The sequence below is a fragment of the Acinetobacter haemolyticus genome (genome assembly GCF_900406815.1).
GTDB lineage: Bacteria > Pseudomonadota > Gammaproteobacteria > Pseudomonadales > Moraxellaceae > Acinetobacter > Acinetobacter haemolyticus_A.
Map to the genome: position 1 here is coordinate 28,334 of NZ_OVCN01000022.1, position 23,938 is coordinate 52,271.

Genomic DNA, 23,938 nt, shown 5'->3' on the forward strand with positions numbered 1-23,938 from the left:
ATTGATATTCGCCAAATTTTACCGTGAGGGAAATGATGATGTTTGCATTATCTGAACGTGCACAGGATTTTATTGCACGAACGCAAGCCTTTATACAACAAGAAATAGAACCGATTGAAAAAGCCTTTTGGGATGAAGTGCATCGTCTCAATGTCGATGGAGATTGGACCCAATGGCAATGGCCTGCTCAACTTGAACACTTAAAAAGTAAAGCCAAAGCGGCTGGCTTATGGAATATGTTCTTGCCAGATGCTGAACTCGGCGCAGGTTTATCGGTTCAAGAATATGCGCATATTGCTGAACTCACAGGTCGTAGCCTTCTCGCCCCGACGGTATTTAACTGTAATGCGCCTGATAGTGGCAATATGGAAGTGTTATGGCGTTATGGTAGCGATGCACAAAAACAACAATGGTTGCAACCTCTACTGAATGGTGAGATTCGCTCCGTATTTTGTATGACTGAACCTGCGGTTGCGTCGAGTGATGCCACCAATATGCAAGCTACGGCGGTGATTGATGGCGATGAAATTGTCCTGAATGGACGTAAATGGTGGTCATCTGGTCTGGGTGATCCGAATGCTAAAGTGATCATTTTTATGGCCTATACACCAGATCCAAGTAAAGACCGTCATCATCAACATTCGATGGTTTTAGTACCGATTGAGACCCAAGGTGTGACCATTGAGCGTATGTTGCCAGTATTTGGTGATTATGATGCACCGCATGGCCATGGTCAGGTCAGTTTTGACAATGTGCGGGTCCCTGTCAGCAACTTCATTGGTGGTGCTGGACAAGGCTTTGAGATTGCTCAAGGACGTTTAGGGCCAGGGCGAATTCATCATTGTATGCGTTGTATTGGGGCTGCTGAAAAAGCCCTAGAGTTGATGATTGATCGTGGGATGTCCCGCAAAGCCTTTGGTAAAGAAATTCTTAAACTTGGGGGCAATTTAGAACGTGTTGCTGAAGCGCGTGTACAAATCGATCAAGCCCGTTTATTAACGCTATATGCCGCTTATAAGATGGATACCTTAGGTAATATGGCAGCGCTCACCGAAATTTCTGCAATCAAAGTGGTTGCCCCTACTGTATTGCAAAACGTCGTTGATATGGCGATCCAGATTCACGGCGGGGAAGGTGTTTCCCGTGATACGCCGTTAACTGCATTTTTCAATCAGGCACGAAGTTTACGTTTAGCCGATGGACCTGATGAAGTCCATAAGGGCATGATTGCCAAATTAGAACTGAAAAAACGTGGCTATGGTCGTGGATAAGGATATAAGAAAATGACAATGATTGATGTGGGTGGTCAGGTTCGTTCTGGCGAAGAACTGGATATTTCTGCTGTTGAAACATGGTTAAAAGATCAAGGTGTAGATTTGCAAGGTCAAGCACGAGTCACTCAATATTCAGGAGGTGCATCGAATTGGACTTATCGTATTCAATATGAAAATACCGATTTAATTTTACGTCGTCCGCCAAAGGGAACCAAAGCTAAGTCAGCACATGATATGGCGCGTGAATACAATGTGCAGAAGCATCTTGCGCCGTTCTACCCTGTCCTGCCTGAAATGGTTGCGTTATGTCAGGATGAAAATGTGATTGGTTGTGATTTCTATGTAATGCAGCGAATTGAAGGGATCATTCCCCGTGCCAATTTACCTAAAGAATTACAACTCGATGAGCAACAAGTTCAACAACTTTGCATAAATGTTTTGGATAAATTAATCGAACTGCATCAAGTTCCTTATCAAGGCACAGAACTTGAAAAACTGGGCAAGGGCGAAGGCTATTGTCGTCGTCAAGTTGAAGGTTGGGATGCACGTTATAGCAAAGTCCTTACACCCAATGTACCGGATTTTGCCTTTGTGCGGGAATGGCTACAGCAACATATTCCAGCCGATACAAAAACTTGTGTGATTCATAATGATTGGCGTTTTGACAATGTGATTTTAGACCCACAACAGCCAACTCAAGTGATTGGTGTACTTGACTGGGAAATGGCGACATTGGGTGATCCACTGATGGATTTGGGTAGCGCCCTCGCCTATTGGATTCAAGAAGATGACGATGCTTTGATGAAATCTAGCCGCCGTCAACCAACCAATCTAAAAGGCATGCTGACACGTCAACAAGTCGTGGACTACTACTTAGAGAAAACTGGGCTGAAACCTGACAATTGGGCATTTTATGAAGTGTTCGGTTTGTTTCGTTTAGCCGTGATTGCTCAGCAGATTTATTATCGTTATTACCATCAACAAACTGATAATCCAGCCTTTAAAGATTTTTGGATCATGATTCATGCCTTACATATTCGGGCACTCAAATTAATTGCAGAAAATAATGCCGAAGCTCAGCAATTAATTCCTGAATATGGCGCAAAGCTAAAGGAAATTTTAAAAGGATGAGCACAATTTATTTGGTGCGACATGGACAGGCGTCTTTTGGGGCAGCCAGTTATGACCTGCTCTCTACAAAAGGAGAGCAACAGGCACAAGCGGCGGGTGAATTTCTCAATAAAACTTTGAAAGCTTCACCTTTAGTAGTGGCTGGGTCAATGCAACGCCATCAACAAACAGCGCAACTGGCTTTAGCGCAAGGTTTTACCGATGTATCGGTTCAAACTGAATCTACTTGGAATGAGTTTGATCATCAGTATGTGTTTGCACAATACGAACCACGGTTTAATCAGCCTGAATTATTGAAGCAGGATATTGCTCAAGTGGCAAATCCACGTGCTTATCTGGCCCACATCTTTGATAGTGCGATAGATCGTTGGATTGGAGAACAATATGACCACGAATATCATGAAACGTGGTTAGGCTTTCAATCACGTGTAGAAAATGCGCTATATACCTTATGTCAGCAGCTTGACGCCACACTACACCGTCAAGCGGTGGTGTTTAGTTCTGGTGGAGTGATTTCTGTGGCGGTGGGTAAGGTTTTGGGACTGAATGCGAAACAAATTTTTGCACTGAATTGGTCAATTGCCAATGCCAGTATTACCACGTTACGCTGGACCGATGGACGTTTGCAATTACTCAGTTTTAATGAGCATCATTATTTAAAAGCACGTGATGCAGAACTCTTAACATGGATCTAAATAAAAATAGGTGGCGGAAATGACAAAGACGATTTTAATAACAGGTGCAAGTTCAGGTTTAGGTGCAGGTATGGCGCGTGAATTTGCAGCCAAAGGCTATAATCTTGCATTGTGTGCACGCCGTTTAGAACGTTTGGAAGCATTACAACAAGAATTGCAAAGCCAGTTTGCCATTCAGGTCAAAATTAAGACGCTTGATGTGACCCATTATGATGAGGTCTTTAAGGTATTTAAGGCTTTTCAACAAGAGTTCGGTACGATTGACCGGATTATCGTTAATGCGGGCGTAGGCGAAGGTCGCCGTATTGGTAAAGGGCATTTTGAAGTGAATCGTGCCACGGCTGAAACCAATTTTATTTCGGCATTGGCGCAATGTGAAGCTGCTGTAGAGATCTTTAGAGCACAAAACAATGGGCATTTGGTGATGATTTCTTCCATGAGTGCGATGCGTGGTTTGCCAAAACATTTATCGACTTATGCCGCCAGTAAAGCCGCAGTGGCGCATTTGGCAGAAGGGATCCGTGCGGAGTTGTTGGGTACACCAATTAAGGTCTCAACCATTTTCCCTGGTTATATTCGCACTGAATTGAATGAAGGCGCCAAGAAGCTGCCGTTCGAAGTGGATGAGAAAACGGGTAGTCAGGCGTTGGTGAAAGCGATTGAGAAAGAACCTGTGAAGGCGTATGTACCGCAGTGGCCGTGGTTGCCAATGGGCATAGCAATGAAGATTTTGCCGTTAAAATTGGTAAATAAACTGAGTTAATTGCTATTCAAAATAGATCGGAGATATCTCTATTTGGAAAGTTTGACAGCCTCATATAGGCTGAATCATTGACCTGTTTGGATATAGGCGTTTCCTTACTTTTCAGGGATGAAAAGTAACAAAAATCCTTTGTTGGACTGATGGTATATCCCTATACCACAGTCCAACGGGCGACATCCATGCCGCCGTCACAATAGTAAATATCAGCAAGAAATTAATTTAATCTGAGTTCGACAAGAAAGATGATACGCGTAAACGTCATCCACAACCTGCGTAATATCAGCAAAATGCTGTTTCTGCGAAGCATTAATTAAATACAAGAAGTGACCAGGTTTTGTGGATGACAATGGTTTTGCCTACTTTTCCAGAAAGAAAAGTAGGGCGAGCCGCAGGCTGATCCAGAAATTAGATAAGAACTTGCAAGACTCCGTTAAGACAATATTTTTTTCAATTTGTTAGAGACAGTGTTGACTTTAATTACGACAAAGCCGTAATCAACTTTTGGTGTAAACCACCAAAACCACCATTAGACATGATCACCACAGCATCACCCTCACCTGCTTCATTGACCACACGAGCAATGATCTCATCCAGAGAACGACTCACTTCAGCTTTGTTTGATGAAGCTGCAATCACAGGTTGTAAATCCCAATCCAAACCTTCTGGTTGATACCAAATCACCTCATCCGCCAAACGTGCCGAATGCGCCAAACCATCTTTGTGGCTGCCCATACGCATGGTGTTAGAGCGTGGTTCAATGATTGCCCAAAGTTTACGTTCGCCCAAACGTTTACGTGCACCGTCGAGTGTGGTTTCAATCGCAGTTGGATGATGAGCAAAGTCATCATAGACTTCAATACCGCGTACTGTACCTAACAGCTCCATACGACGCTTCACCCCACCGAAGTTAGATAAGGCATCACAGGCCTGTTCAAGACTGACACCGACATGCTGTGCGGCAGCAATGGTTGCTAAGGCATTAGCAACGCTATGTTGTCCAGTCATAGACCATTTCACTTCCCCGATCACTTTGCCATTTTCAAGGACTTTAAAATGACTACCATCCGCACTGATCAGTTCAGCAGACAAAGCAGCTTGGTCATTTGGCTCAAGACTGGTACGAACCACAGGTGTCCAGCAGCCTTGTTCCAAGACTTCATCAATATTGGTTTCGGTGATCGGTGCAATAATACGACCTTCACTTGGAATGGTACGTACTAGATGGTGGAATTGTTTTTGAATCGCAGCAAGGTCATCAAAAATATCGGCATGGTCAAATTCAAGATTATTTAAAATCGCGGTTTTTGGATGATAGTGGACGAACTTAGAACGTTTGTCGAAGAAGGCTGAATCATATTCATCAGCTTCAACACAGAAGTATTTACCGCCACCTAAGCGTGCGCTTTCGCTAAAACCGAGTGGTACTCCACCGATCAAGAAACCAGGATTTAAACCCGCTTGATCCAAGACCCAAGCCAACATTGTCGTGGTGGTGGTTTTACCATGTGTACCTGCAACACCCAATACATGTTTGCCTTGCAGCACATGATCTGCCAAAAATTGTGGACCAGAAATATAAGGTAGACCTTCATTCAGCATATATTCGATCGCATCAATGCCACGTTTCATGGCATTGCCGACGATGACAAGATCAGGATGCGGTTGCAAATGGCTACGGTCATAGCCTTGCATCAACTCAATACCTGCATTTTCGAGTTGAGTAGACATCGGGGGATAAACATTGGCATCTGAACCTGTGACTTTATGTCCTAAATCTCGTGCTAATAGAGCCAAAGACCCCATAAATGTGCCACAAATACCCAAAATATGCAGATGCATCGTGCTTCTCTCTTTATTCAGTCACGCAATAAACGTGTGTAATGCAATTAAAAATTTGCTTGAAAAGATAGCAAGGCTGTTATGGAAAAGATAGTCAAAATTCGTTGTTGTTCTTTACTTAAAATTAAAGTCATAAATGTTAAAATTTCAGCGCTGTAGTTGCAAAAAAATATAAGCTATCCTCTTCACCATTTTTTAGAAATTTAACAACTTTATTCAATGGAAAGATGAAACGTTCACCATCTGTTAGTATTGCAGCAAGTTCAATTGAGTGATCCAAATTATTAAAAAGTTCAGGATTTAATTGCTTAGCTGTTTCATAATCAACCCAATACCAATTTCTATTTTTATCATTTTTTCTGATCGTTTCTCCTACATATGCACCTGTACGGAGAATGGTTTTAAATCTTTGGTCATCAGAGACCTGATCTAAATTAATTTTCTTTAAATCTGACAAATATTTATCGATAAATTTCAAACTTTCTACAGAATAATCTAGTTTTTGAGGATCTAAGGCTTCAAAACGATATACAGGGTCATTTTTTTCACTATAGAACATGTTGGCTAAATCAGATAGGGCTTCATTTTGGTTATCTAAATCTAATTCTATCGCGTGGTTTGTGCTCATCGAAAACAGTAAAATAGTCAGTAGAAATAACTTTTTCATAATCCTTATGTTTCTCAAATCTTATTCAAAAACGGATTTTACTATAAAATTATTACAAAATTTTTAGAGTAAATACAATTGAGCCCTACTCTTTTAGCGCTGTGTTTATTGGTTATTTCCAATTGTTTTATGACTTTGGCATGGTATGGTCATTTAAAATACTTACATGATGCACCGATTTGGCAAGCGATTTTACTGAGTTGGTGTATTGCTTTATTGGAATACAGTTTTATGATTCCTGCGACCAAATTGTTCAGTCAACATGGCTGGAGTTTGGGTGAAATGAAAATTACCCAGGAAGTTGTGACCCTATTGGTGTTCGTGCCGTTTATGCTGTTTATGTTTAAACAACCATTTAAGTTGGATTATGTCTGGGCAATGCTCTGTTTATTGGGCTGCGTCTATTTTGTTTTTCGTAATCAGAGCTAATTTTTCTGCGATCAGTTCAAGCGTTCTGTAGTTGGGGATGCTTGAAAAAACCGCTATAATATCTGCCAATTTATTCCTTTGTGTTTGGCGTAAGTCGAGACACTGCCCTCTTTTTTTTATCAAGTTTTGGAAAAGCCAATGAATGCGGTCGCAACAGATAGCCAACCTTTAGTCGGGATTATCATGGGTTCTCAATCAGATTGGGCAACGCTAGAACACACCGCTAACATGCTCAAACAATTGGGTGTGCCTTTTGAAGCTGAAGTGGTTTCTGCGCATCGTACACCAGACCGTTTATTTGAATATGCTGAAACAGCACGTGATCGCGGAATCCAAGTGATTATTGCAGGTGCTGGCGGTGCGGCGCATTTACCAGGAATGTGTGCAGCAAAAACCGATTTGCCTGTGCTGGGTGTACCGGTTAAATCGTCGATTCTCAATGGTGTAGATTCATTGCTTTCGATTGTGCAAATGCCTGCGGGTATCGCGGTAGGCACATTGGCAATTGGTCAGGCGGGTGCGACCAATGCAGCGATCATGGCAGCGCAAATTCTTGGTTTAACACGTCCTGAGATTGCCAAAAATGTTGCGGATTTCCGTACTGCACAAACGGAGAAAGTGTCGAGCAAAAATATTCCTGGTCAAGTGTAACGAGGCCAATCATGAATAAAACCATCGGTATTTTTGGTGGCGGACAACTTGGACGCATGATGGCGCAAGCAGCTTTGCCACTTAATATTCAATGTAGCTTTTTTGAAGCAGAAACAGATTGTCCAGCAGCGATTCTAGGTCCAGTCTTTTCAAATAAAAATGAGCATGCCTTGCAAGACTTTATTGCCAGTGCGGATGTCTTCAGCCTTGAATTTGAAAACACACCAGTTGCAGATGTGGATGTTTTAACTCAAAGCAAGACCTTGCATCCCCCTCGCCTCGCACTGGCTACGGCTCAAAACCGTTTGGCCGAAAAAGGCTTGTTTGATGAATTGGGAATTCCTGTTGCGCCGTATCGTGCAGTAGATAGCCTAGACAGTTTAAAACAAGCGGTTGCTGAACTTGGTTTGCCTATCGTCTTAAAAACTGTGACAGGTGGCTATGATGGTAAAGGACAGTTTGTTCTAAGATCAGAAGACCAAATTGATATGGCTTGGGCTGAGCTTGGTCCTGCAAAAAGCTTGATTGCTGAAAGCTTTGTGAAATTCAGCCGTGAAGTCTCGATTATCGCGGTACGTGGTCAAGATGGTGATGTTAAAACTTGGGCATTGGCAGAAAACCACCACCACAATGGTATTTTGTCACACTCAATTGTTCCTGCGCCAAATAGCGTGGATTTACAACCTGTTGCGCAAGATTATATTACCCGCTTATTAAATCATTTGAACTATGTCGGTGTATTGACGCTTGAATTGTTTGTGACAGAACAAGGTTTATATGCCAATGAAATGGCATGTCGTGTCCATAACTCGGGTCACTGGTCGATTGAAGGTGCGATGTGCTCGCAATTTGAAAACCACATTCGTGCGGTTGCGGGTTTACCACTTGGAGCAACGGATGTAGTACGTCCGACAGTCATGGTGAATATCATTGGTCAACACCCTAAGTCTGAGGATGTTTTAGCACTCAAAGGTGTACATTTGCATCTTTATAATAAGTCTGAACGTGAAGGTCGCAAGCTAGGCCATATTACCTTGATGCCGAATAATAGCGATGAATTAACGTCATTGTGTCGTCAGTTAGCCAAAATTCTACCTGTACCATTGGCATTAACAGATGAGATGACCATCTAACTTATCCACAGCACATGAAAAGCGATCTTCTGATCGCTTTTTTTTATCACTTTTATTTTCTGAATTCAGAAAATAAAAAGACGTGGCGGAATGTGGGTGTGGATAACTTTATTTTTAGACTTTGAATTTAAATGGTGGGTATTTATTTTGAATTTAAAACTTAGGTTTGGACGAGCGTGCTGTTTTAAATTCAAAAACGCCAAGGATTTTTTAAATTTAAAAGTTCGCATGTTGGTGCTGTTTTGAATTTAAAGTCATGGTTTGCTGATAGTAATTAGGATTAAAACGATAAAATTTAGGAATTTTTACTTATTTTTATGTAGATGTATGATGTGAAATGAATTCAAAAGCAGGTGTTGTTTTTGAATTTAAATGAGGATGAGTGCTGTGCATCTACTTTTGAATTCAAAAATATAGTCGCAATCTGTTTTAAATTTAAAAAGAACGGATACTTTTGAATTTAAATCGTATGTTTTAAATTTAAAAACTCGATTATGAATTCAAAAATTACGATTTCAAACGTTGTAACATCAATGATCGTGTTATGTTAACCCTGAAATTTAAATTCAAAAATATGGTTTAGACATCATGTACCGTTTTCCTCTTTTTCTAGGCACTGCCTTATTGACCTTATCTTATAATGCTCATGCTGAGTTGATTATCAATGGCGCAAAAGTTTCAACCACGACAACGACGCCAGCGGTAAGCAATACCAGTACATTTAATCCGACACGTGATTTCCAAAGTTGTCTAGCAGGTTTACGATCTCAAGCGATTACTTCTGGTGTTTCTGGTGCAACTTATGATCGTTATACCCAAAATCTCAGCGCGGATTATTCAGTGATTGATCGTTTAAATTATCAGCCAGAATTTTCTACACCGATTTGGGATTATTTATCTGGTTTAGTTGATAATGAGCGAGTACAGGCAGGACAACAAAAACTTGCGCAACATCGTGATGTGCTGCGACGTGTAGAACAAGCCTATGGGGTACCTGCCGACATGGTGGTTGCAGTTTGGGGTGTAGAAAGTAATTATGGCGATATTTCTGGTCGTTATCCTTTACTACAAGCCTTAGGCACTTTGAGTTGTGAAGGTCGTCGACAAAGTTATTTCCGTGGCGAGTTTTTCGCGACCATGCGTATTTTGCAACGAGGTGATGTAACCCAAGATCAACTCTATGGTTCTTGGGCAGGAGCGTTTGGTCATACCCAATTTATGCCATCTACTTATGAGCGTTTAGCCGTAGATTTTGATGGTGATGGTCGTCGTGATCTTGTATCTAGTATTCCAGATGCTTTGGCATCAACAGCAAACTTTTTAAAACGTGCTGGATGGCAAACCGGGATGCCTTGGGGCTTTGAAGTGAAAATCCCACAAGGTATGTCGATTTCTGAGGAAAGTCGCCGTAATAAAAAGTCGCTCAATCACTGGATTGCACAGGGTGTAACACGTGCAGATGGAACGGCGTTAATTCAAGGAAATTTAACTGGAAGTATTCAAGCAGGTTTGATTTCGCCAGCAGGTGCGAATGGTCCATTATTTTTAGTATTTAGAAACTTTGATGCGATTTATAGCTATAACGCTGCTGAAAGTTATGGTTTAGCAATTGCGCATTTATCTGACCGACTGCGCGGTGGTACACCATTTTTAACAGCATGGCCAACAAATGATGCGGGGACATCAAGAGCGGAACGCCGTGAAATTCAACAATTTTTGATTCAACGCGGTTATGACATTGGCGCAGTCGATGGTTTAATCGGCGATAAAAGTCGTCAAGCAATTCGTCAAGAGCAAACTCGCTTGGGTTTAAATCCAACAGGACGTGCAGGACAGCAAATTTTAGGTGCTTTCCGTCAGGAACAAGCACGCAAAATGATGCAATAAAATAATAATGTGGAAAGGTCTGCCAAGTGCAGACCTTTTTTATTTATGGAGCAGGGTCTAATTTAACGGCTTCTAAAATATCAAAAATAACCGCAGTGACATCTTGGCTCAGATCACGATCATTAAATATTTCATAAGCAGTAATCGTGACATCAGTATCACTTGGAAGTTGTTTTTGTTCTTCTTCGATTAAATGCTCAATCGGCAGTAAAGTTTGTTTTACTTCCAAATGTAAAATCTCGTCATAAGGGACATTTTCATCTTCTAATTCAACAATTTGTTCGTTGAAATAAGGAATCAAAATCGAATGAAGAAAAGGGCTAATATCTTCAATATTTAGGATTTCGATATCACGAGTCTGCTCAATCGTACTGATGTGGTCGTTCACTTCAATGAGGATATGATAATAACTCATGCTGATCTCCATTTAGATTAAGATGATGTTTTCACACCACAATAACATGAATAAATCAAAACAATCGACCCATTCTTGTTATGTCACAAAAACATCAGCTTAATCGATCTATCCTCAGTGAGACAAGCCTAATAACGCCAAATCCGTATCGGTTAATTTAAAGTTTTTCGCATCTTGTAGTTTGATTCTTGGATACATTAAAGATTGCGGATCTTGAGTATGTTTCAGACCCAAAGCGTGGCCGAATTCATGTGCCAAGGTGAGACGTAAGTCATCAATTGAAGAAAACTCATAAATAAAGATTTGTTTTCCTTGAAATTGTCCTTTGTGTAAGACTTGCGGAGCAAAAGTTTGATTAAATTGCTCAATGGCCTGTGTCAGCTTTTGATAGAGTTGTTTAGATTTTTGAGTTTGCAAATCCAGTTGTTGGGTGAGTTGCTGATGCTGTTCTAGATGTTGTTGATAGATCAGTGTTTCCATTGAGTTTTCATGTTGCATGGACTCCAGATGGGCTGCTGAAAAAGCGAACTGTCTTTTAAGCTCTTGTAGTTGTTTGTTTTTATTCAACCAAATCTGTTGTTGCTGTTCAAGTTGTTGTAAATTTTCTGAACGTTTTAAACTCCGGATTTGGCGCTGATCCATCACCAAGTGAATCGAAAATTCAGCATTCGGATCATAAACGAAATAGTTCTGACCTGTATCTTTTTCCCAAATCGCTGCTGCTTGCTTACTTATTTCAATCATTTGCTGATGAGTGATATTTAAGCGAGGATCAAAATCAGCAATACGATAATGTAAGGGGTGACCAGTACCATATTTTATAGGTGTGAGGTTTTGCACAGTGGAAATCTGAGCAAAGGCGGCTACATGGCCAAATATGTAAGCACAAATTGCCAAAAAAAGAGGAAATAAACGCATAATAGGGGGAGATAAAACAAGAAAAAGGGCGTATTTTAATCAGCTTTTATGATTAGTCAATTTGAAAAAAAAGCATTTAGATATATGAAGTTAATAAAAATTATTGAAAATAAATAAAGATACAAGTGTATAAAAATTCAGCTCATAAATATAAATTAGACGTACTGGGAATAATGATTCGATTAAAAATAACACGAGAACAGAGATTTATTTTTATAATTTGAAATGTGAGAAAGCGATTAGCAGTTAAAAATTAGATCATGCGATTACTTACTCAAGTTCTAAAATTATTTTCCATTTCATTTAATATAAAAAACTGTTTGTTTGAAAAATAATCAAAATGCATTGGAGCATTGCAGTGCTATCAATGATTAATACATGGCTTTAACTAAGGCTTTATCGCTATGAGTAAGTGCAAATCGCTGTAGGTTTTGTTGTTGAATCACAGGATACATGAGTGAAGTTGGATCATCGGTATGTGGCAAGCCTAAAGCATGCCCAAATTCATGTGCCAATGTTAAACGAAGATCTTCTGCTGAACTAAACTCATAAATCGTGATTTGTTTGCCATTAAAATTTCCTTTGTGGAATAGGCGAGGTTTGAATACCTGATTAAATCGTTGCGCTGTCGAGACAAGCTGCTGATTATTTTCATTTAATTTATTAATTTCTTGGTTCAGCTGTTGGGTTTTTAGATTGTGTCGATTCATTTCTTGCTGTAAAGCATTGGATTGTTGATGTAATGCTTGTTGACGTTGCGCAAGCTGATCAGCTAAGGATTTTGATGATGAACGTTGTTGGTTGAAGCGTTGTACATCTGCATTATATTGTTGAAATTGGGTGGTGAGTTGATTTTGTTTGATGGCAAGCAACGCATTATTTTTTTCAAGTTCTGCTCTAGCTTGTTGCAACTGTTGATTTTGGTGTTCCCATCGTTGCTGTTGTTGATGAATTTCATCGAGACTTTGAAGACGATGACTGCTTTGTTTTTGACGTTCATCATAAATCAAATGGATGCTAAAACTCGCTTCCGGATCATAAATAAAATGTTGTTTTCCCGTTTCTTGATGCCAAATGTCCGCAGCTTGTTGGGTGAGCTGAATCACTTGCTGCATACTTAAATTGAAGCGGGGATCAATCTCTGCTACACGATAAAATATAGGTGTTTGAGTGGTTTTATGATGATGTGTATGAGCGTTATGTGAAGTATTTTGGGCATGACTAGCGTGCGATATACCGAGGCATACACATGTAACAATACGGAGTGCTACAGCTAAATTTCGCATGAACTTTTCCCCAAAATAAAACTTATTTTTGGGTAATTTTTTAGGCGGGTCAAAAAGCTATCTAATTAATAAATAAAATAAAAAATGTGATTTTATTTGGATAAATAAAATAATAGATCGAATAATAGGCAAAATATAAAATCAATCATTCGACTTGTTCTACGTCATTAAATTTATAAATATCAGTCTATTAATGTAAAAGAGGAGAGGGTTAAGAAAAAAATGCCAAAAAAACAGCCATTTGTTAACTTTTGTAAAAAAATTCAGAAACTGAAAAGCTTTATACATTTAGATGAAAAATTGTTTATTTGTGACATTAAAGGTCGCTCGTTTTTTTAGCTATAAAGTCTATTTTGCTTAAATTTCCGCAAAAAAGCGCAGCTAAAATTTCTCATATCTGCTCTAAAAAAACGATCTATGATTTTATTGTGTCTATCGTGCCATGAGTAAATCAAGATCTGTCTGAGTCAGGCGAAAATCAGTGAAATTTTGTTCCTTCAAAATAGGATGCATCAAGGCTTTCGGATCATCAGTATGTTGTAATCCTAAAGCGTGACCAAATTCGTGGGCCAGCGTTAAACGCAAATCATCTTTGGACTCAAACTCATAGATCATAATTTGCTTACCATTAAATAAACCTTTATGAAATAAATGAGGTTGAAAGCGTTGCTTATATTCTTTCACCGCATCGTGTAATTGCTGGTCAAGCGCATTCAGCTCATCAACCTTTTGATTTAAGTTACTGATTTTTTGATTAAAACTCGTAATTTCTTGTTTTAATACTTCCATGTTGTATTGTAAATTTTGTTGTTTTTGCTGTAGATGTTGTTGATATGCACCTGTTACTGGGTTGAGGTGTGCGATTCTTTTCTCTTGATTATATTGTTGAATTTGCTGATCTAATTGTTGTCGTTTTAAGTTTAAATCTTGTTTAGTCTCAACAAGCGCTTGTTCGATATGATCAAGTTGCTGTTTTTTATCACGCCATTGTTGTTGGTTGAACTCTAATTGGCTCAAATGAGCACGTCGTTGTTCACTTTCAATTTGACGTTGATCGTAAACCAAATGAATGGCTAGTTGAGCATTCGGGTCAAATACTAAGTAATCTCTACCCGTTCCATCTTTCCAAATTTGAGCCGCTTGTTGGCTAATTTCTTGTACTTGCTCTAGGCTAAGTTTAAAGCGAGGGTCAACTTCGGCGATACGATAACGAAGACGTGTATCCAAAGGATGCGTAATGCGATCGAGTAGGGAATTAAATTTAAGCTGAGGGTGCTGATGGCTTTGATAACCTGACCATAAGATAAGGAAGAGTAATCCTGAAAAAACCAACAGACGAATCATTTTACTTTCTTCTAAAATACGGCGCTCAATGTATATGAATAATCGTGCTTGCAGGACTGACTATAACAAAAAATAGCGGGTATCGGGAAATGATATCATCAGACAACTGATTTTGTTTTAATGCCTTATATGAAAGGGATAAATAAAAAGACCAAGGAATAAAAATGCTCAAATATTTACTCAAAACACCTGATCCGACCTGGACAGTTTGCTCTCCAGCCGAAGCGAAAAACGAAAACTTAAAAATCAAATATTTAGGCACGGCGGGGTTTATAATTTCGGATCAGCACCGTACGGTGGTACTGGATCCTTTTATCAGTCGTCCCACTCTATGGCATACACTGACTCAAGCTTTACCCAGTGATCCAGAATTAGTCAGACAACATATACCAAACGCAGATGATGTGTTAATTGGACATGCGCATTATGATCATATTCTGGATGCGCCTGAAGTATGTAAACAAACTGGCGCACGGTTAATTGGTTCGAAGGCTACCTTAATGTATGGACGATCAGCAGGTTTGTCTGAATCGCAAATGTTTGAAACAAAGGGGCGAGAAGTCATTGATTGTGGTAAATGGCACGTTGTTGGTCTGCCTTCAATTCATGGCAAAGCCCTTTTTGGTCGTGTGCCTCTACCAGGTGATATGACCACACCACCACCATATCCACCGAAATTTCATCATCTAAGACATGGGCAAGTGTTTAACTGGTGGATTGATACAGGCAAACTCACAGTAGTTCATATTGATTCTGCTGACTTTATTGAACAAGAATTGCAGGGTAGACAGGCAGATATCGTTTGCTTATGTGCAATTGGTCGTAAATATCGACCCAACTATGTTAAGGATGTCGTAAGACTCCTAAAACCAAAATATATTATTCCGTGTCATTGGGATACGATGGTGACACCGATTGATCAACCACCACAATTATTACCTGGTGTGAATATCCCTGAGTTTCTAGACGAAATTAAAGCTTGTGGAGTAGAGCCATTATTTATGCCGATCTTGGGTGAACTTTATTTCGATCAATCTAAATCTACCTAATAGTTACTTTCTATCAATAAGATTTAATTCATTTATGAAAGTCACAGCCTCAAATTTTATGTAAAGTTTAAATGTTTTGCGCAGGTAAGATCCTACTTTGTTTTTAGACAAAGTAGGCAAAACCATTTGTTGGGCTGACAGTACATCCATGTTACCGCAGCCCAACAGGGCGGCTTCCATGCCGCCTCTACTGTAGCTAAAACTAATTTGAATTTAAGTATGGATATAAAAATTTAATGCAAAAAAAAACCGCGCTTTCGCGCGGTCTTTTTTAAAGAGACAAATTATTTTTTGTCATCTTTAACTTCTGTGAACTCAGCATCTACAACGCCATCGTCCGCTTTTTGTTGTTGACCAGCATCACCACCTTGGAATGCATTTGGATCAAAACCTTCTGCGCCGCCAGCACCTTGTGCTTGTTCATAAGCACGTTGAGTGATTGGCATTAAGATGTTTTGTAAAGCTTCAGTTTTCGCTTTGATGTCTTCAACATCATTTTCTTTAGTTGCTGCTTCAAGCTCAGAAACCGCAGTAGCGATTGCAGTTTTTTCATCTTCAGTCACTTTGTCACCTAGATCTTTAACTGCTTTGTTAGAGCTAGACACTAAAGCATCCGCTTCGTTACGCGCTTTCGCTAACTCTTCAAACTTACGATCTTCTTCAGCATTCGCTTCAGCATCTTTAATCATTGCTTCGATTTCAGCATCAGACAAACCTGAGTTTGCTTTAATCTGGATTGATTGCTCTTTACCAGTGCTCTTATCTTTAGCAGATACTTTCAAGATACCATCCGCGTTGATGTCGAACGATACTTCAATTTGCGGTACACCACGTGGAGCAGGTGGGATATCGCCTAATTGGAAGTTACCCAACAATTTATTTTGTTGAGCCATTTTACGTTCACCTTGGTAAACCGAAATGTCTACTGCAGGCTGGTTGTCAGCAGCAGTAGAGAACACTTGTGATTTCTTCGCAGGAATCGTGGTGTTTTTCTCAATGATTGGTGTTAATACACCACCCATTGTTTCGATACCTAAAGTTAATGGTGTTACGTCTAATAAAAGAACGTCAGTTTTGTCACCAGACAATACCGCACCTTGAATCGCAGCACCGATTGCAACTGCTTCGTCAGGGTTTACGTCTTTACGTGGCTCTTTACCGAAGAATTCTTGTACTTTTTGTTGAACCATTGGCATACGAGACTGACCACCAACCAAGATCACGTCAGAGATGTCTGAAGTCGAAAGACCAGCATCTTTAAGTGCGATTTTACAAGGCTCGATTGTACGCGCAACTAAATCAGCAACTAAACCTTCAAGTTTCGCACGTGTTACATTGATCACTAAGTGTTTAGGACCAGTTGCATCAGCAGTGATGTATGGAAGGTTGATTTCAGTTGCATTTGATGAAGAAAGCTCGATTTTTGCTTTTTCAGCAGCTTCTTTCAAACGTTGTAACGCAAGTGGATCATTTTTCAAGTTCACACTTTGTTCTTTCTTAAATTCTTCAACCAAGAATTCAATTAACGCGTTATCAAAGTCTTCACCACCAAGGAAAGTATCACCATTGGTTGATAACACTTCGATTTGTTGGTCGCCATCAAGGTCTGCGATTTCAATGATTGATACGTCGAATGTACCACCACCTAAGTCGTAAACTGCAACTTTACGGTCGCCTTCTTTTTTGTCCATACCGAACGCAAGTGCCGCAGCAGTTGGTTCGTTAATGATACGTTTAACGTCTAAGCCAGCGATTTTACCTGCATCTTTAGTTGCTTGACGTTGCGCATCGTTAAAGTAAGCAGGAACAGTAATAACAGCTTCAGTCACTGTTTCACCTAAATAGTCTTCTGCAGTTTTCTTCATCTTTTTCAAGATTTCAGCAGAGATCTGTTGAGGTGCAAGTTTTTTATCGTTTACTTCAACCCAAGCATCACCATTGTCTGCTTTGATGATTTTGTAAGGGACAAGACCGATATCTTTTTGTACGGCTTGATCTTCATAACGACGACCGATCAAACGCTTGATCGCGAATAATGTATTTTTCGGGTTGGTTACAGCCTGACGTTTTGCGCTTTGGCCAACAAGGATCTCGCCATCTTTATATGCAATGATCGATGGAGTTGTGCGTGCGCCTTCAGCGTTTTCGATTACTTTTACTTTATCGCCTTCGAGTACAGCAACACATGAGTTGGTAGTACCTAAGTCAATACCAATAATTTTTGCCATTTGGGATGTTCCTCTAAAATTTTGTGAATCCCCTAATTTCCTCTTTAGTAGGGAGGAGTAAAAGGGAATTTTCTTGTTATTCGATATGAGAGTTAATCGGTTTTTTTCAAGCATTTTTATGAAAAAAAACTGAAAAAACTCTCAAATTCTTACCTTTCTGAGCAAATAAATACTTTGCTGCTACAAATTATTGACCGACCATGACCATTGCGGGGCGAAGGAGGCGACCATTTAAGGTATAACCTTTCTGTAACACTGTACCGATTTCATTGGCTTTGGCATTTGGATCGATACCCACGGCTTGGTGCAGATCAGCATTGAAACCATTTTGTGTATCTGCTTCGACTACCCCAAATTTCTCAAGTGTAGTGAGAAGTGATTTCAACGTCAGTTTGACGCCTTCAAGTACAGGTGTTTGTTCTTCGCCAGCAGCTTGAATCGCACGTTCAAGATTGTCGACAGAATCCAATAATTCTTTGGCAAATTTTTCTAGCACAGTATCTTTGTGCTTTTCAGACTCACGTTGAATACGTTCTACACTTTTTTGTGCTTCGTACACTGCATTGGCTGTACGTGCTTTTTCGAGTTTCAAGCTTTCTTCAAGTTGGGTGATGTGCGCTTGTAAATCTTCAACGCTAAGCTCGTTAGCTTGCTCTACACCTTCAGCTTGAGTTTGTTCAGCTTGTTGCTCATTTTGAATGTCTTGAGCTTGCTCGTTGTGCTCATTAGCCATTGATGATCTCCGTTTAAAAAAGTTCTCAAACATGTACAGTCCTTTTGGCGTGAATGCTCATCGGGTTAAACCTGAACTGCCACATCTTGGTCATTCATTGATACGGATGAGGTATGGGCAAGGCGACAAAATTCAAGCGTTCAGGTGAATTTAAATCTTTTAATTTTGCTGATTTAAGTAAAAATTTAAGTTTTCGATCACAAATGCAATAAATTCTTGGGTGATTTTGGGTAAATGTTGTCTTGATGCATAGACTAACGACAAGGTCAGGTCAGGCGCTGAAAAATCGGTAAATACCTGTTGCAAGCGTTGTTGAGCAATATCTTGGCGCACCAGCAAGGTCGGAAGCATGGCAATCCCTTCAGCCTTGAGGCACATTTGATACAGTGCAATCACATCATTGCTTTTAAACGTAACATTTAAAGGATAGTTCTGTGGTTGCTGATCTGTATCAAATAAGGTCCAGTACTGATTATGGGTATGGTGGGCAATGCAGTCATGTTGAATCAACTGGCTCGGATGTGACAGGGGAGGGTGATCTTGTAAATAATGTGGATGCGCACAAAAGATCGATTCGATTTGACAGACAGGACGTGCGATTAAACCATCAGCGACTTTCTGGGTAATACGCAAAGCCAGATCAACATGTGCATCGATTAAATCAACAGTATCCTCTGTTAAATACACATCAAAATGAATGCGCGGATAATGTTTTTTGAACTGTTTGATGCATTCATTGACACCAAGCTGAAATAAAAACAAACCACAGGTAAAGCGAATCGTGCCACTATGCTGTTCAGGCGCGGCTAAACCTTCTAGAAGCTGTTGTTGTTGCAAAATATTTTCACAATACACCAAGGCTTTTTCACCTGCAGGGGTAAGTGAAACTTTGCGGGTATTACGTTGAAACAGTCGCGTTGAAAATGTGGCTTCAAGATGCTCTAAATAGCGCGAAACCATCGCTTTTGAATAGTCTAAATGTTCTGCTGCTTTACTTAAATTGCCTTGTTGAGCAATACAGACAAACACTTGGATGGCTTTTAAGGTATCCATGTTTATTATCATTGTTGCAAGATATGCAACATTTTATCTTAATTTAGGGTGTTTATTCAGCAATAATTGCAATTTAAAGTGTTTCCTATCAGATTGGAGACGATAAGATGAATACCAAACCTTATATCCTTGCTTTATCAGCTTTAGCAGCAACATCGACTGCCTTTGCCCAAGAACTGAAAATCCAGAACTATCTAGCTCAGCCTGAACATTTTGGCGTGACTTCAACCTTGATTGAAGGCGATAAAGAAGTGTTATTGGTCAATGCTCAATTTTCTAAATCAGAAGCTTTGCGCATTGCTGCTGATATCCTAGACAGCGGTAAAACTTTAAAAACAATTTTTGTCAGTTACGGTGATCCTGACTTTTATTTTGGCTTAGATGTATTTAAACAATATTTCCCAAACGTACAAATCATTGCAACGCCTGAAACAGTAAAGCACATTCAAGATACTCAGGCGCTAAAAGTGGCGTATTGGGGTCCGAAAATGGGGGCTAATGCACCGAGTAAAATTATTGTTCCGCAAGTATATACGGCTAAAAACTTAAAATTCGAAAATGAAAATATCGAAATTAAAGGTAAGAAAGAACTCACTTACTTATGGATTCCGAGTGCTCAAGCGGTCGTTGGCGGAATTCCAGTTTCATCAGGTATCCATCTGTGGACCGCCGATACTCCAACAGCCAAAGATCGTGCCGAGGTGGTACAGTCTTTAGAAAGTATAAAGGCCTTAAATCCAAAAATGGTGGTGCCTGCACATATGAAAGCAGGGGCGGCAGAAGGACTGGATGCGGTGAATTTCTCGATTGATTATTTGAAGCAATATGAGAAAGCTGTGAAAAGCACAAACAACTCGGCTGAGCTGGTGAAAATGATGCAAAAACAGTATCCAACTTTAGGTGAGTCAAGTAGCCTTGAGCTAGGTGCTAAAGTGGTTAAAGGTGAAATGCAGTGGCCTTAATCTAGCAGTGGAGATTAGAAAAAAGCCGTGGTTTTCCACGGTTTTTTATTTGTTCTACATTTATTTTTAACCAAAATTACGTAATTGTAATGTTATGAGAGGATTGTGCGGTGTTTCTATGAATTATAAAAACATAAGCTGATGGCCTTATTGTGTCATTCAGAATTAAGCTACATTCATTAAGTAACTAAATTATTGGTGATTTATGACAATCAGGTAAATACCCTAGAGCGTGAATAATAAAGTGAACTGATTTAATAAAAATTGCAAAAACATCCTGCATAAATAACAAACTGCAACTAATCCTCATCACGTCCTAGAAAAAAATTGTGAATCATAGGCAACGCAAAGACAACTTTGCTTTTAGTCATAATGAAAGGAAATACGTAATGAAAAAGTTAGCATTGATTTCTATGGTTGTATCTGGTGTTGCGTTAACAGCAGTAGGTTGCTCAACTCAAGGTGGTTTAGAAGCATCAGGCTCAGCGCAAACAAGTGCAAGTCCAACAGGAGTTCAAGGTGGTGTTGGTATTCAAGCGGATACATCTATGGGAGTTGATCATAGCGGCGCATCAGCAGATGTATCTGGCGCAGTTGATGCAGAAGCTTCAGCACAGTAATGCATAGTGACCTTCAAACACAATAGATCATCATATTGATGCCAATAGATCGATCGAATCATATACTGCTATATATGCTGTGTTCGGGATGTCGAATGAATTGAAAAAACTAGAATCATTGGTTTGATTCTAGTTTTTTTGTTCTCATCTAGCGCCTTATTTAGTGAGAAAATTTGCCAAACTGACAATAAAAAAATCCAATCCTGTCTATACATTAATTCTTAAAATCGTAATGATGAGGATGCACAACAAAAGTGTATATAGAAATAGTCAAGGAAAATATATGAAGCAATTTGCTTTAGTCTCTGTATTAAGTCTCATCATCACTAGCATGATTGGCTGTGTTTCTGTTGAAGCAACAGGTTCGACCAATGTTGGCGTTGGCTCTCATGGCGTTCAAACAGGAGGAGTCAAGGCACAGGTTCAACCTGGACAAGTTGGTGTCAATATCTCAGGTTCAGCCGCCGCGGGTCGCAAATAAATTTGCATATCCACTCTGGCAAGAACTCAAAAGTGCTGAATGATGACTTTGGGGTTCTTTAAATAGGCCTTAACTGAGTTAATTGACTTAAATAATAGTCATTGATAAGCATAATGGTTAATGACTTTTGAAAACCAACGCTATAGCGTACAAAATATTTTGAAATTCTTGATCTATCGCTTTGGATAGGCATATAGTCGAGAGGAAAAGAACGATGGATAGCGTAAATAGGGGACAAAAAGTGACAGCAATACCTCAAAAAATACAAACCATTTTAGATCATGGACAAGGTCCTGCTGCACGAGCGCTCGATAAGTTACCTACATTTGTGCAAGAGTCTTTAGCCAAGATTCTCGGATATTCACATCAATATCCGGATTTGGATGCATTTACCAAATGTTTGATGGCGGTTCAGATTAAACAAGGACGCATTGGCTTCATTGGTGATGATCCAATCGAGTCTCGACGTCAATTTGATGCACAGATGCTTGCCATCCTCAATAAATCGACATTTATCGAATCTGTGGAAGATATTCGTTTACCTTTGCAAAGTGGTACTGTTTTCGCAAGACATTATCATCCTGCACCCAGTAAAAAACTGCCGATGATCGTGTTCTATCATGGTGGCGGTTTTGTGGTAGGTGGTTTAGGTACACATGATGAAGCATGTCGTCTAATTGCCAAGTATGCAAAAGTTCAAGTCATGAGTATTGACTATCCATTGGCACCAGAAGCCTCACCTAAACAGCTGATTCAATCCTGTGAAGATGCGTTGGCATGGGTATATCAAAATCGCCGTCAGTTAAAGATTTATAAAAATCGTATCGCAGTTGCGGGTGATAGTGCTGGCGGAAACATTAGTACTGTGGTTGCACAGCATTCGGTGGGTAAGGCCTATGCGCCTCAAGCACAACTACTTTTCTATCCTGTAGTCGATTTTAAAAGCAGACATCCATCATTTTATGCATATGGTGAAGGCTTGGTGCTGACCAGTAAAGATGTGGACTATGTGACAGATTATTATGCGACTCAACACAATGTTGCTTTGGATGATCCATTAATTTCTCCAACCTATGGTGGTCTAAGAAAACTTGCACCTGCTTATGTAATTACTGCAGGGCATGATTTACTCCATGATGAAGGTGAAATTTATAGCCATAAACTTAGACAAAATGGCGTTAAAGTGAAGTATATGGACTATCCAGATCAAACCCATGGCTTTATCAATCTAACGCCTATTTCCTCCAAGGCAAGACGCAACACTATCGAAATTGCACGGAACTTCAGAAAGTTCTGGGATAAGCATAGTTAATCAGATGACAGGAGTGCTATGTTTCACGTGGAACATAGCACTTAACAAATAAAAATAGTAAAGATGAGTGTGCAAAACTAGAATTACACTTCACGGTTAAATCTATTTTTAGACTGAGAATATAAAGATGAAAAAGTTATTTATTACGGCTAGTTTATTACTCGCAAGCAGCCCTTTATTTGCAAATACAATGGTTGAAATGAAAACCAGTATGGGGAATATCGAAATTGAACTTTTTGATGATAAAGCGCCAGTTTCAGCAAAAAACTTTGAAAGTTATGTGAAAAGCAACTTTTACGCAGGTACTATTTTCCATCGCGTGATTCCTGGCTTTATGGTGCAAGGGGGTGGATTAGATGCCAATATGGTGGAAAAGACAACCAAAGCACCAATCGTAAATGAAGCAAGTAATGGCTTGAAAAACACGCGTGGTACTTTAGCAATGGCGCGTACACGTGATCCTAATTCTGCAACGAGTCAATTTTTTATTAATGTCGCAGATAATCACTTTTTAAACCGGTCAGCAATGGATGCAGGTTACGCCGTCTTTGGTAAAGTGACGAAAGGCATGGAGGTCGTTGATAAAATCGTAAATGTACCTACAGCGAATCAGGGATTGCATCAAAATGTGCCTAAACAACCGATTAAAATCATTAGTGTTCAAATAAAAAACAAAAAATAGAAAAACGAAGCAGAAATGCAAATAAAAAATTTCTGCTTCTATTTCATATGGTTGTTGTGTTTTTTGTATGAATAAAATCATTTTTATGCACAAAAAAAGAACATTTGAGAATACAGTGATTTAAAAAAGCTTGCACGCTTTTAAAAAACTCCTATAATGCACCTCATCCCGACGCGATACACGAAAATATCTTAGCTCACAGGGTTAAGGTTGTAGGTAGTGTTTTGCGTTAATTTCTTGCTGACGAGGTAAGAAATTAATCATTAAGAGAATAGAAGAACAACTTGTGTGGATTTTTACTGGTTGATCGATCGAAAATATTTCATTGATTAATTGGTTTAAATTTCTCGAAGTTTATTTGAGCGAATATATAAGTCAGTAATTGA

General features: G+C 39.6%; 24 protein-coding genes. 14 read left to right on the forward strand and 10 right to left on the reverse strand.

All coding sequences use genetic code 11. The features are described 5' to 3' along the window. Window positions 1-38 precede the first annotated feature (38 nt). The 4 genes from DK207_RS14030 to DK207_RS14045 are packed head-to-tail and all read left to right on the forward strand — an operon-like array spanning window position 39 to window position 3,863. Window positions 39-1,271, forward strand: coding sequence for an acyl-CoA dehydrogenase family protein (locus DK207_RS14030; RefSeq protein ID WP_162540241.1), 1,233 nt, complete (start codon window positions 39-41; stop codon window positions 1,269-1,271). Between the two features lie 12 nt (window positions 1,272-1,283). Beyond that, window positions 1,284-2,405 carry a phosphotransferase family protein gene (locus DK207_RS14035; protein WP_109441719.1) on the forward strand — a complete coding sequence of 374 codons (1,122 nt, stop codon included), beginning with the start codon at window positions 1,284-1,286 and terminating at the stop codon, window positions 2,403-2,405. Next, on the forward strand, window positions 2,402-3,100 hold the full coding sequence (locus DK207_RS14040) for a histidine phosphatase family protein (protein ID WP_109441720.1): 699 nt from the start codon (window positions 2,402-2,404) through the stop codon (window positions 3,098-3,100). The genes DK207_RS14035 and DK207_RS14040 overlap by 4 nt, the downstream gene beginning before the upstream one ends. 19 nt (window positions 3,101-3,119) lie before the next feature. Continuing rightward, window positions 3,120-3,863, forward strand: coding sequence for an SDR family oxidoreductase (locus tag DK207_RS14045; protein WP_109441721.1), 744 nt, complete (start codon window positions 3,120-3,122; stop codon window positions 3,861-3,863). 477 nt (window positions 3,864-4,340) lie between these two features. Here the strand turns inward: DK207_RS14045 and mpl are convergent, their stop codons facing one another. Both mpl and DK207_RS14055 read right to left on the reverse strand, forming a co-directional pair. After that, window positions 4,341-5,702, reverse strand: a complete 1,362-nt coding sequence (mpl, locus tag DK207_RS14050; RefSeq protein WP_109441722.1) for a UDP-N-acetylmuramate:L-alanyl-gamma-D-glutamyl-meso-diaminopimelate ligase — start codon at window positions 5,700-5,702, stop codon at window positions 4,341-4,343. Window positions 5,703-5,841: 139 nt separating this feature from the next. Next, window positions 5,842-6,369, reverse strand: a complete 528-nt coding sequence (locus DK207_RS14055; RefSeq protein WP_109441723.1) for a hypothetical protein — start codon at window positions 6,367-6,369, stop codon at window positions 5,842-5,844. A gap of 72 nt (window positions 6,370-6,441) precedes the next feature. Here DK207_RS14055 and DK207_RS14060 point away from each other — a divergent pair, with 72 nt between their 5' ends. The 4 genes from DK207_RS14060 (at window position 6,442) to DK207_RS14075 (ending at window position 10,469) form a co-directional block, all read left to right on the forward strand. Further along, window positions 6,442-6,798 carry a DMT family protein gene (locus tag DK207_RS14060; RefSeq protein ID WP_265735797.1) on the forward strand — a complete coding sequence of 119 codons (357 nt, stop codon included), beginning with the start codon at window positions 6,442-6,444 and terminating at the stop codon, window positions 6,796-6,798. A 138-nt stretch (window positions 6,799-6,936) separates the two neighbouring features. Then, complete coding sequence (gene purE, locus DK207_RS14065) at window positions 6,937-7,449, forward strand: 5-(carboxyamino)imidazole ribonucleotide mutase (RefSeq protein WP_005055397.1); 513 nt, start codon at window positions 6,937-6,939, stop codon at window positions 7,447-7,449. 11 nt (window positions 7,450-7,460) lie between these two features. Then, a complete protein-coding gene (locus DK207_RS14070) occupies window positions 7,461-8,582 on the forward strand; it encodes a 5-(carboxyamino)imidazole ribonucleotide synthase (RefSeq protein WP_109441725.1) in 1,122 nt (373 codons plus the stop codon). Window positions 8,583-9,170: 588 nt separating this feature from the next. Beyond that, window positions 9,171-10,469 carry a lytic murein transglycosylase gene (locus tag DK207_RS14075; RefSeq protein ID WP_109441726.1) on the forward strand — a complete coding sequence of 433 codons (1,299 nt, stop codon included), beginning with the start codon at window positions 9,171-9,173 and terminating at the stop codon, window positions 10,467-10,469. Window positions 10,470-10,512: 43 nt separating this feature from the next. On the opposite strand, the gene DK207_RS14080 is transcribed toward DK207_RS14075, so the two are convergent. The 4 genes from DK207_RS14080 to DK207_RS14095 all read right to left on the reverse strand — a co-directional run bounded on the left by DK207_RS14080 (window position 10,513) and on the right by DK207_RS14095 (window position 14,432). Then, entirely contained in the window at window positions 10,513-10,896 is a 384-nt protein-coding gene (locus tag DK207_RS14080; protein ID WP_171293696.1) for a hypothetical protein, read from the reverse strand. Between the two features lie 102 nt (window positions 10,897-10,998). Continuing rightward, complete coding sequence (locus DK207_RS14085; RefSeq protein WP_109441728.1) at window positions 10,999-11,802, reverse strand: matrixin family metalloprotease; 804 nt, start codon at window positions 11,800-11,802, stop codon at window positions 10,999-11,001. A 371-nt stretch (window positions 11,803-12,173) separates the two neighbouring features. Continuing rightward, window positions 12,174-13,088, reverse strand: a complete 915-nt coding sequence (locus DK207_RS14090) for a matrixin family metalloprotease (RefSeq protein WP_109441729.1) — start codon at window positions 13,086-13,088, stop codon at window positions 12,174-12,176. Window positions 13,089-13,520: 432 nt separating this feature from the next. Next, window positions 13,521-14,432, reverse strand: coding sequence for a matrixin family metalloprotease (locus DK207_RS14095; protein ID WP_109441730.1), 912 nt, complete (start codon window positions 14,430-14,432; stop codon window positions 13,521-13,523). Window positions 14,433-14,596: 164 nt separating this feature from the next. Between DK207_RS14095 and DK207_RS14100 the strand changes: the two genes are divergently transcribed. Further along, window positions 14,597-15,481: an MBL fold metallo-hydrolase gene (locus tag DK207_RS14100; RefSeq protein ID WP_109441731.1), complete on the forward strand. Its 885-nt coding sequence runs from the start codon at window positions 14,597-14,599 to the stop codon at window positions 15,479-15,481. A gap of 3 nt (window positions 15,482-15,484) precedes the next feature. Here DK207_RS14100 and DK207_RS15855 read toward each other — a convergent pair whose 3' ends face one another. The 4 genes from DK207_RS15855 to DK207_RS14115 all read right to left on the reverse strand — a co-directional run bounded on the left by DK207_RS15855 (window position 15,485) and on the right by DK207_RS14115 (window position 19,495). Continuing rightward, window positions 15,485-15,661 (reverse strand): hypothetical protein, encoded by a 177-nt coding sequence (locus DK207_RS15855; protein WP_171293697.1) that lies wholly within the window; start codon window positions 15,659-15,661, stop codon window positions 15,485-15,487. A 104-nt stretch (window positions 15,662-15,765) separates the two neighbouring features. After that, window positions 15,766-17,709 (reverse strand): molecular chaperone DnaK, encoded by a 1,944-nt coding sequence (gene dnaK, locus DK207_RS14105; protein ID WP_005086107.1) that lies wholly within the window; start codon window positions 17,707-17,709, stop codon window positions 15,766-15,768. Window positions 17,710-17,896: 187 nt separating this feature from the next. Further along, window positions 17,897-18,442, reverse strand: coding sequence for a nucleotide exchange factor GrpE (grpE, locus tag DK207_RS14110; protein WP_109441732.1), 546 nt, complete (start codon window positions 18,440-18,442; stop codon window positions 17,897-17,899). A 159-nt stretch (window positions 18,443-18,601) separates the two neighbouring features. Then, window positions 18,602-19,495 (reverse strand): LysR family transcriptional regulator, encoded by an 894-nt coding sequence (locus DK207_RS14115; RefSeq protein WP_109441733.1) that lies wholly within the window; start codon window positions 19,493-19,495, stop codon window positions 18,602-18,604. A gap of 107 nt (window positions 19,496-19,602) precedes the next feature. Between DK207_RS14115 and DK207_RS14120 the strand changes: the two genes are divergently transcribed. From DK207_RS14120 to DK207_RS14140, 5 genes are all read left to right on the forward strand, one after another. Then, window positions 19,603-20,457, forward strand: coding sequence for an MBL fold metallo-hydrolase (locus DK207_RS14120; protein WP_109441734.1), 855 nt, complete (start codon window positions 19,603-19,605; stop codon window positions 20,455-20,457). 389 nt (window positions 20,458-20,846) lie between these two features. Further along, entirely contained in the window at window positions 20,847-21,077 is a 231-nt protein-coding gene (locus DK207_RS14125) for a hypothetical protein (RefSeq protein ID WP_005086115.1), read from the forward strand. 283 nt (window positions 21,078-21,360) lie between these two features. Continuing rightward, on the forward strand, window positions 21,361-21,558 hold the full coding sequence (locus DK207_RS14130) for a hypothetical protein (RefSeq protein ID WP_109441735.1): 198 nt from the start codon (window positions 21,361-21,363) through the stop codon (window positions 21,556-21,558). Between the two features lie 241 nt (window positions 21,559-21,799). Next, entirely contained in the window at window positions 21,800-22,870 is a 1,071-nt protein-coding gene (locus DK207_RS14135) for an alpha/beta hydrolase (RefSeq protein WP_213066243.1), read from the forward strand. Window positions 22,871-22,997: 127 nt separating this feature from the next. Then, a complete protein-coding gene (locus tag DK207_RS14140) occupies window positions 22,998-23,552 on the forward strand; it encodes a peptidylprolyl isomerase (protein WP_109441737.1) in 555 nt (184 codons plus the stop codon). The last annotated feature ends 386 nt before the right edge of the window (window positions 23,553-23,938 follow it).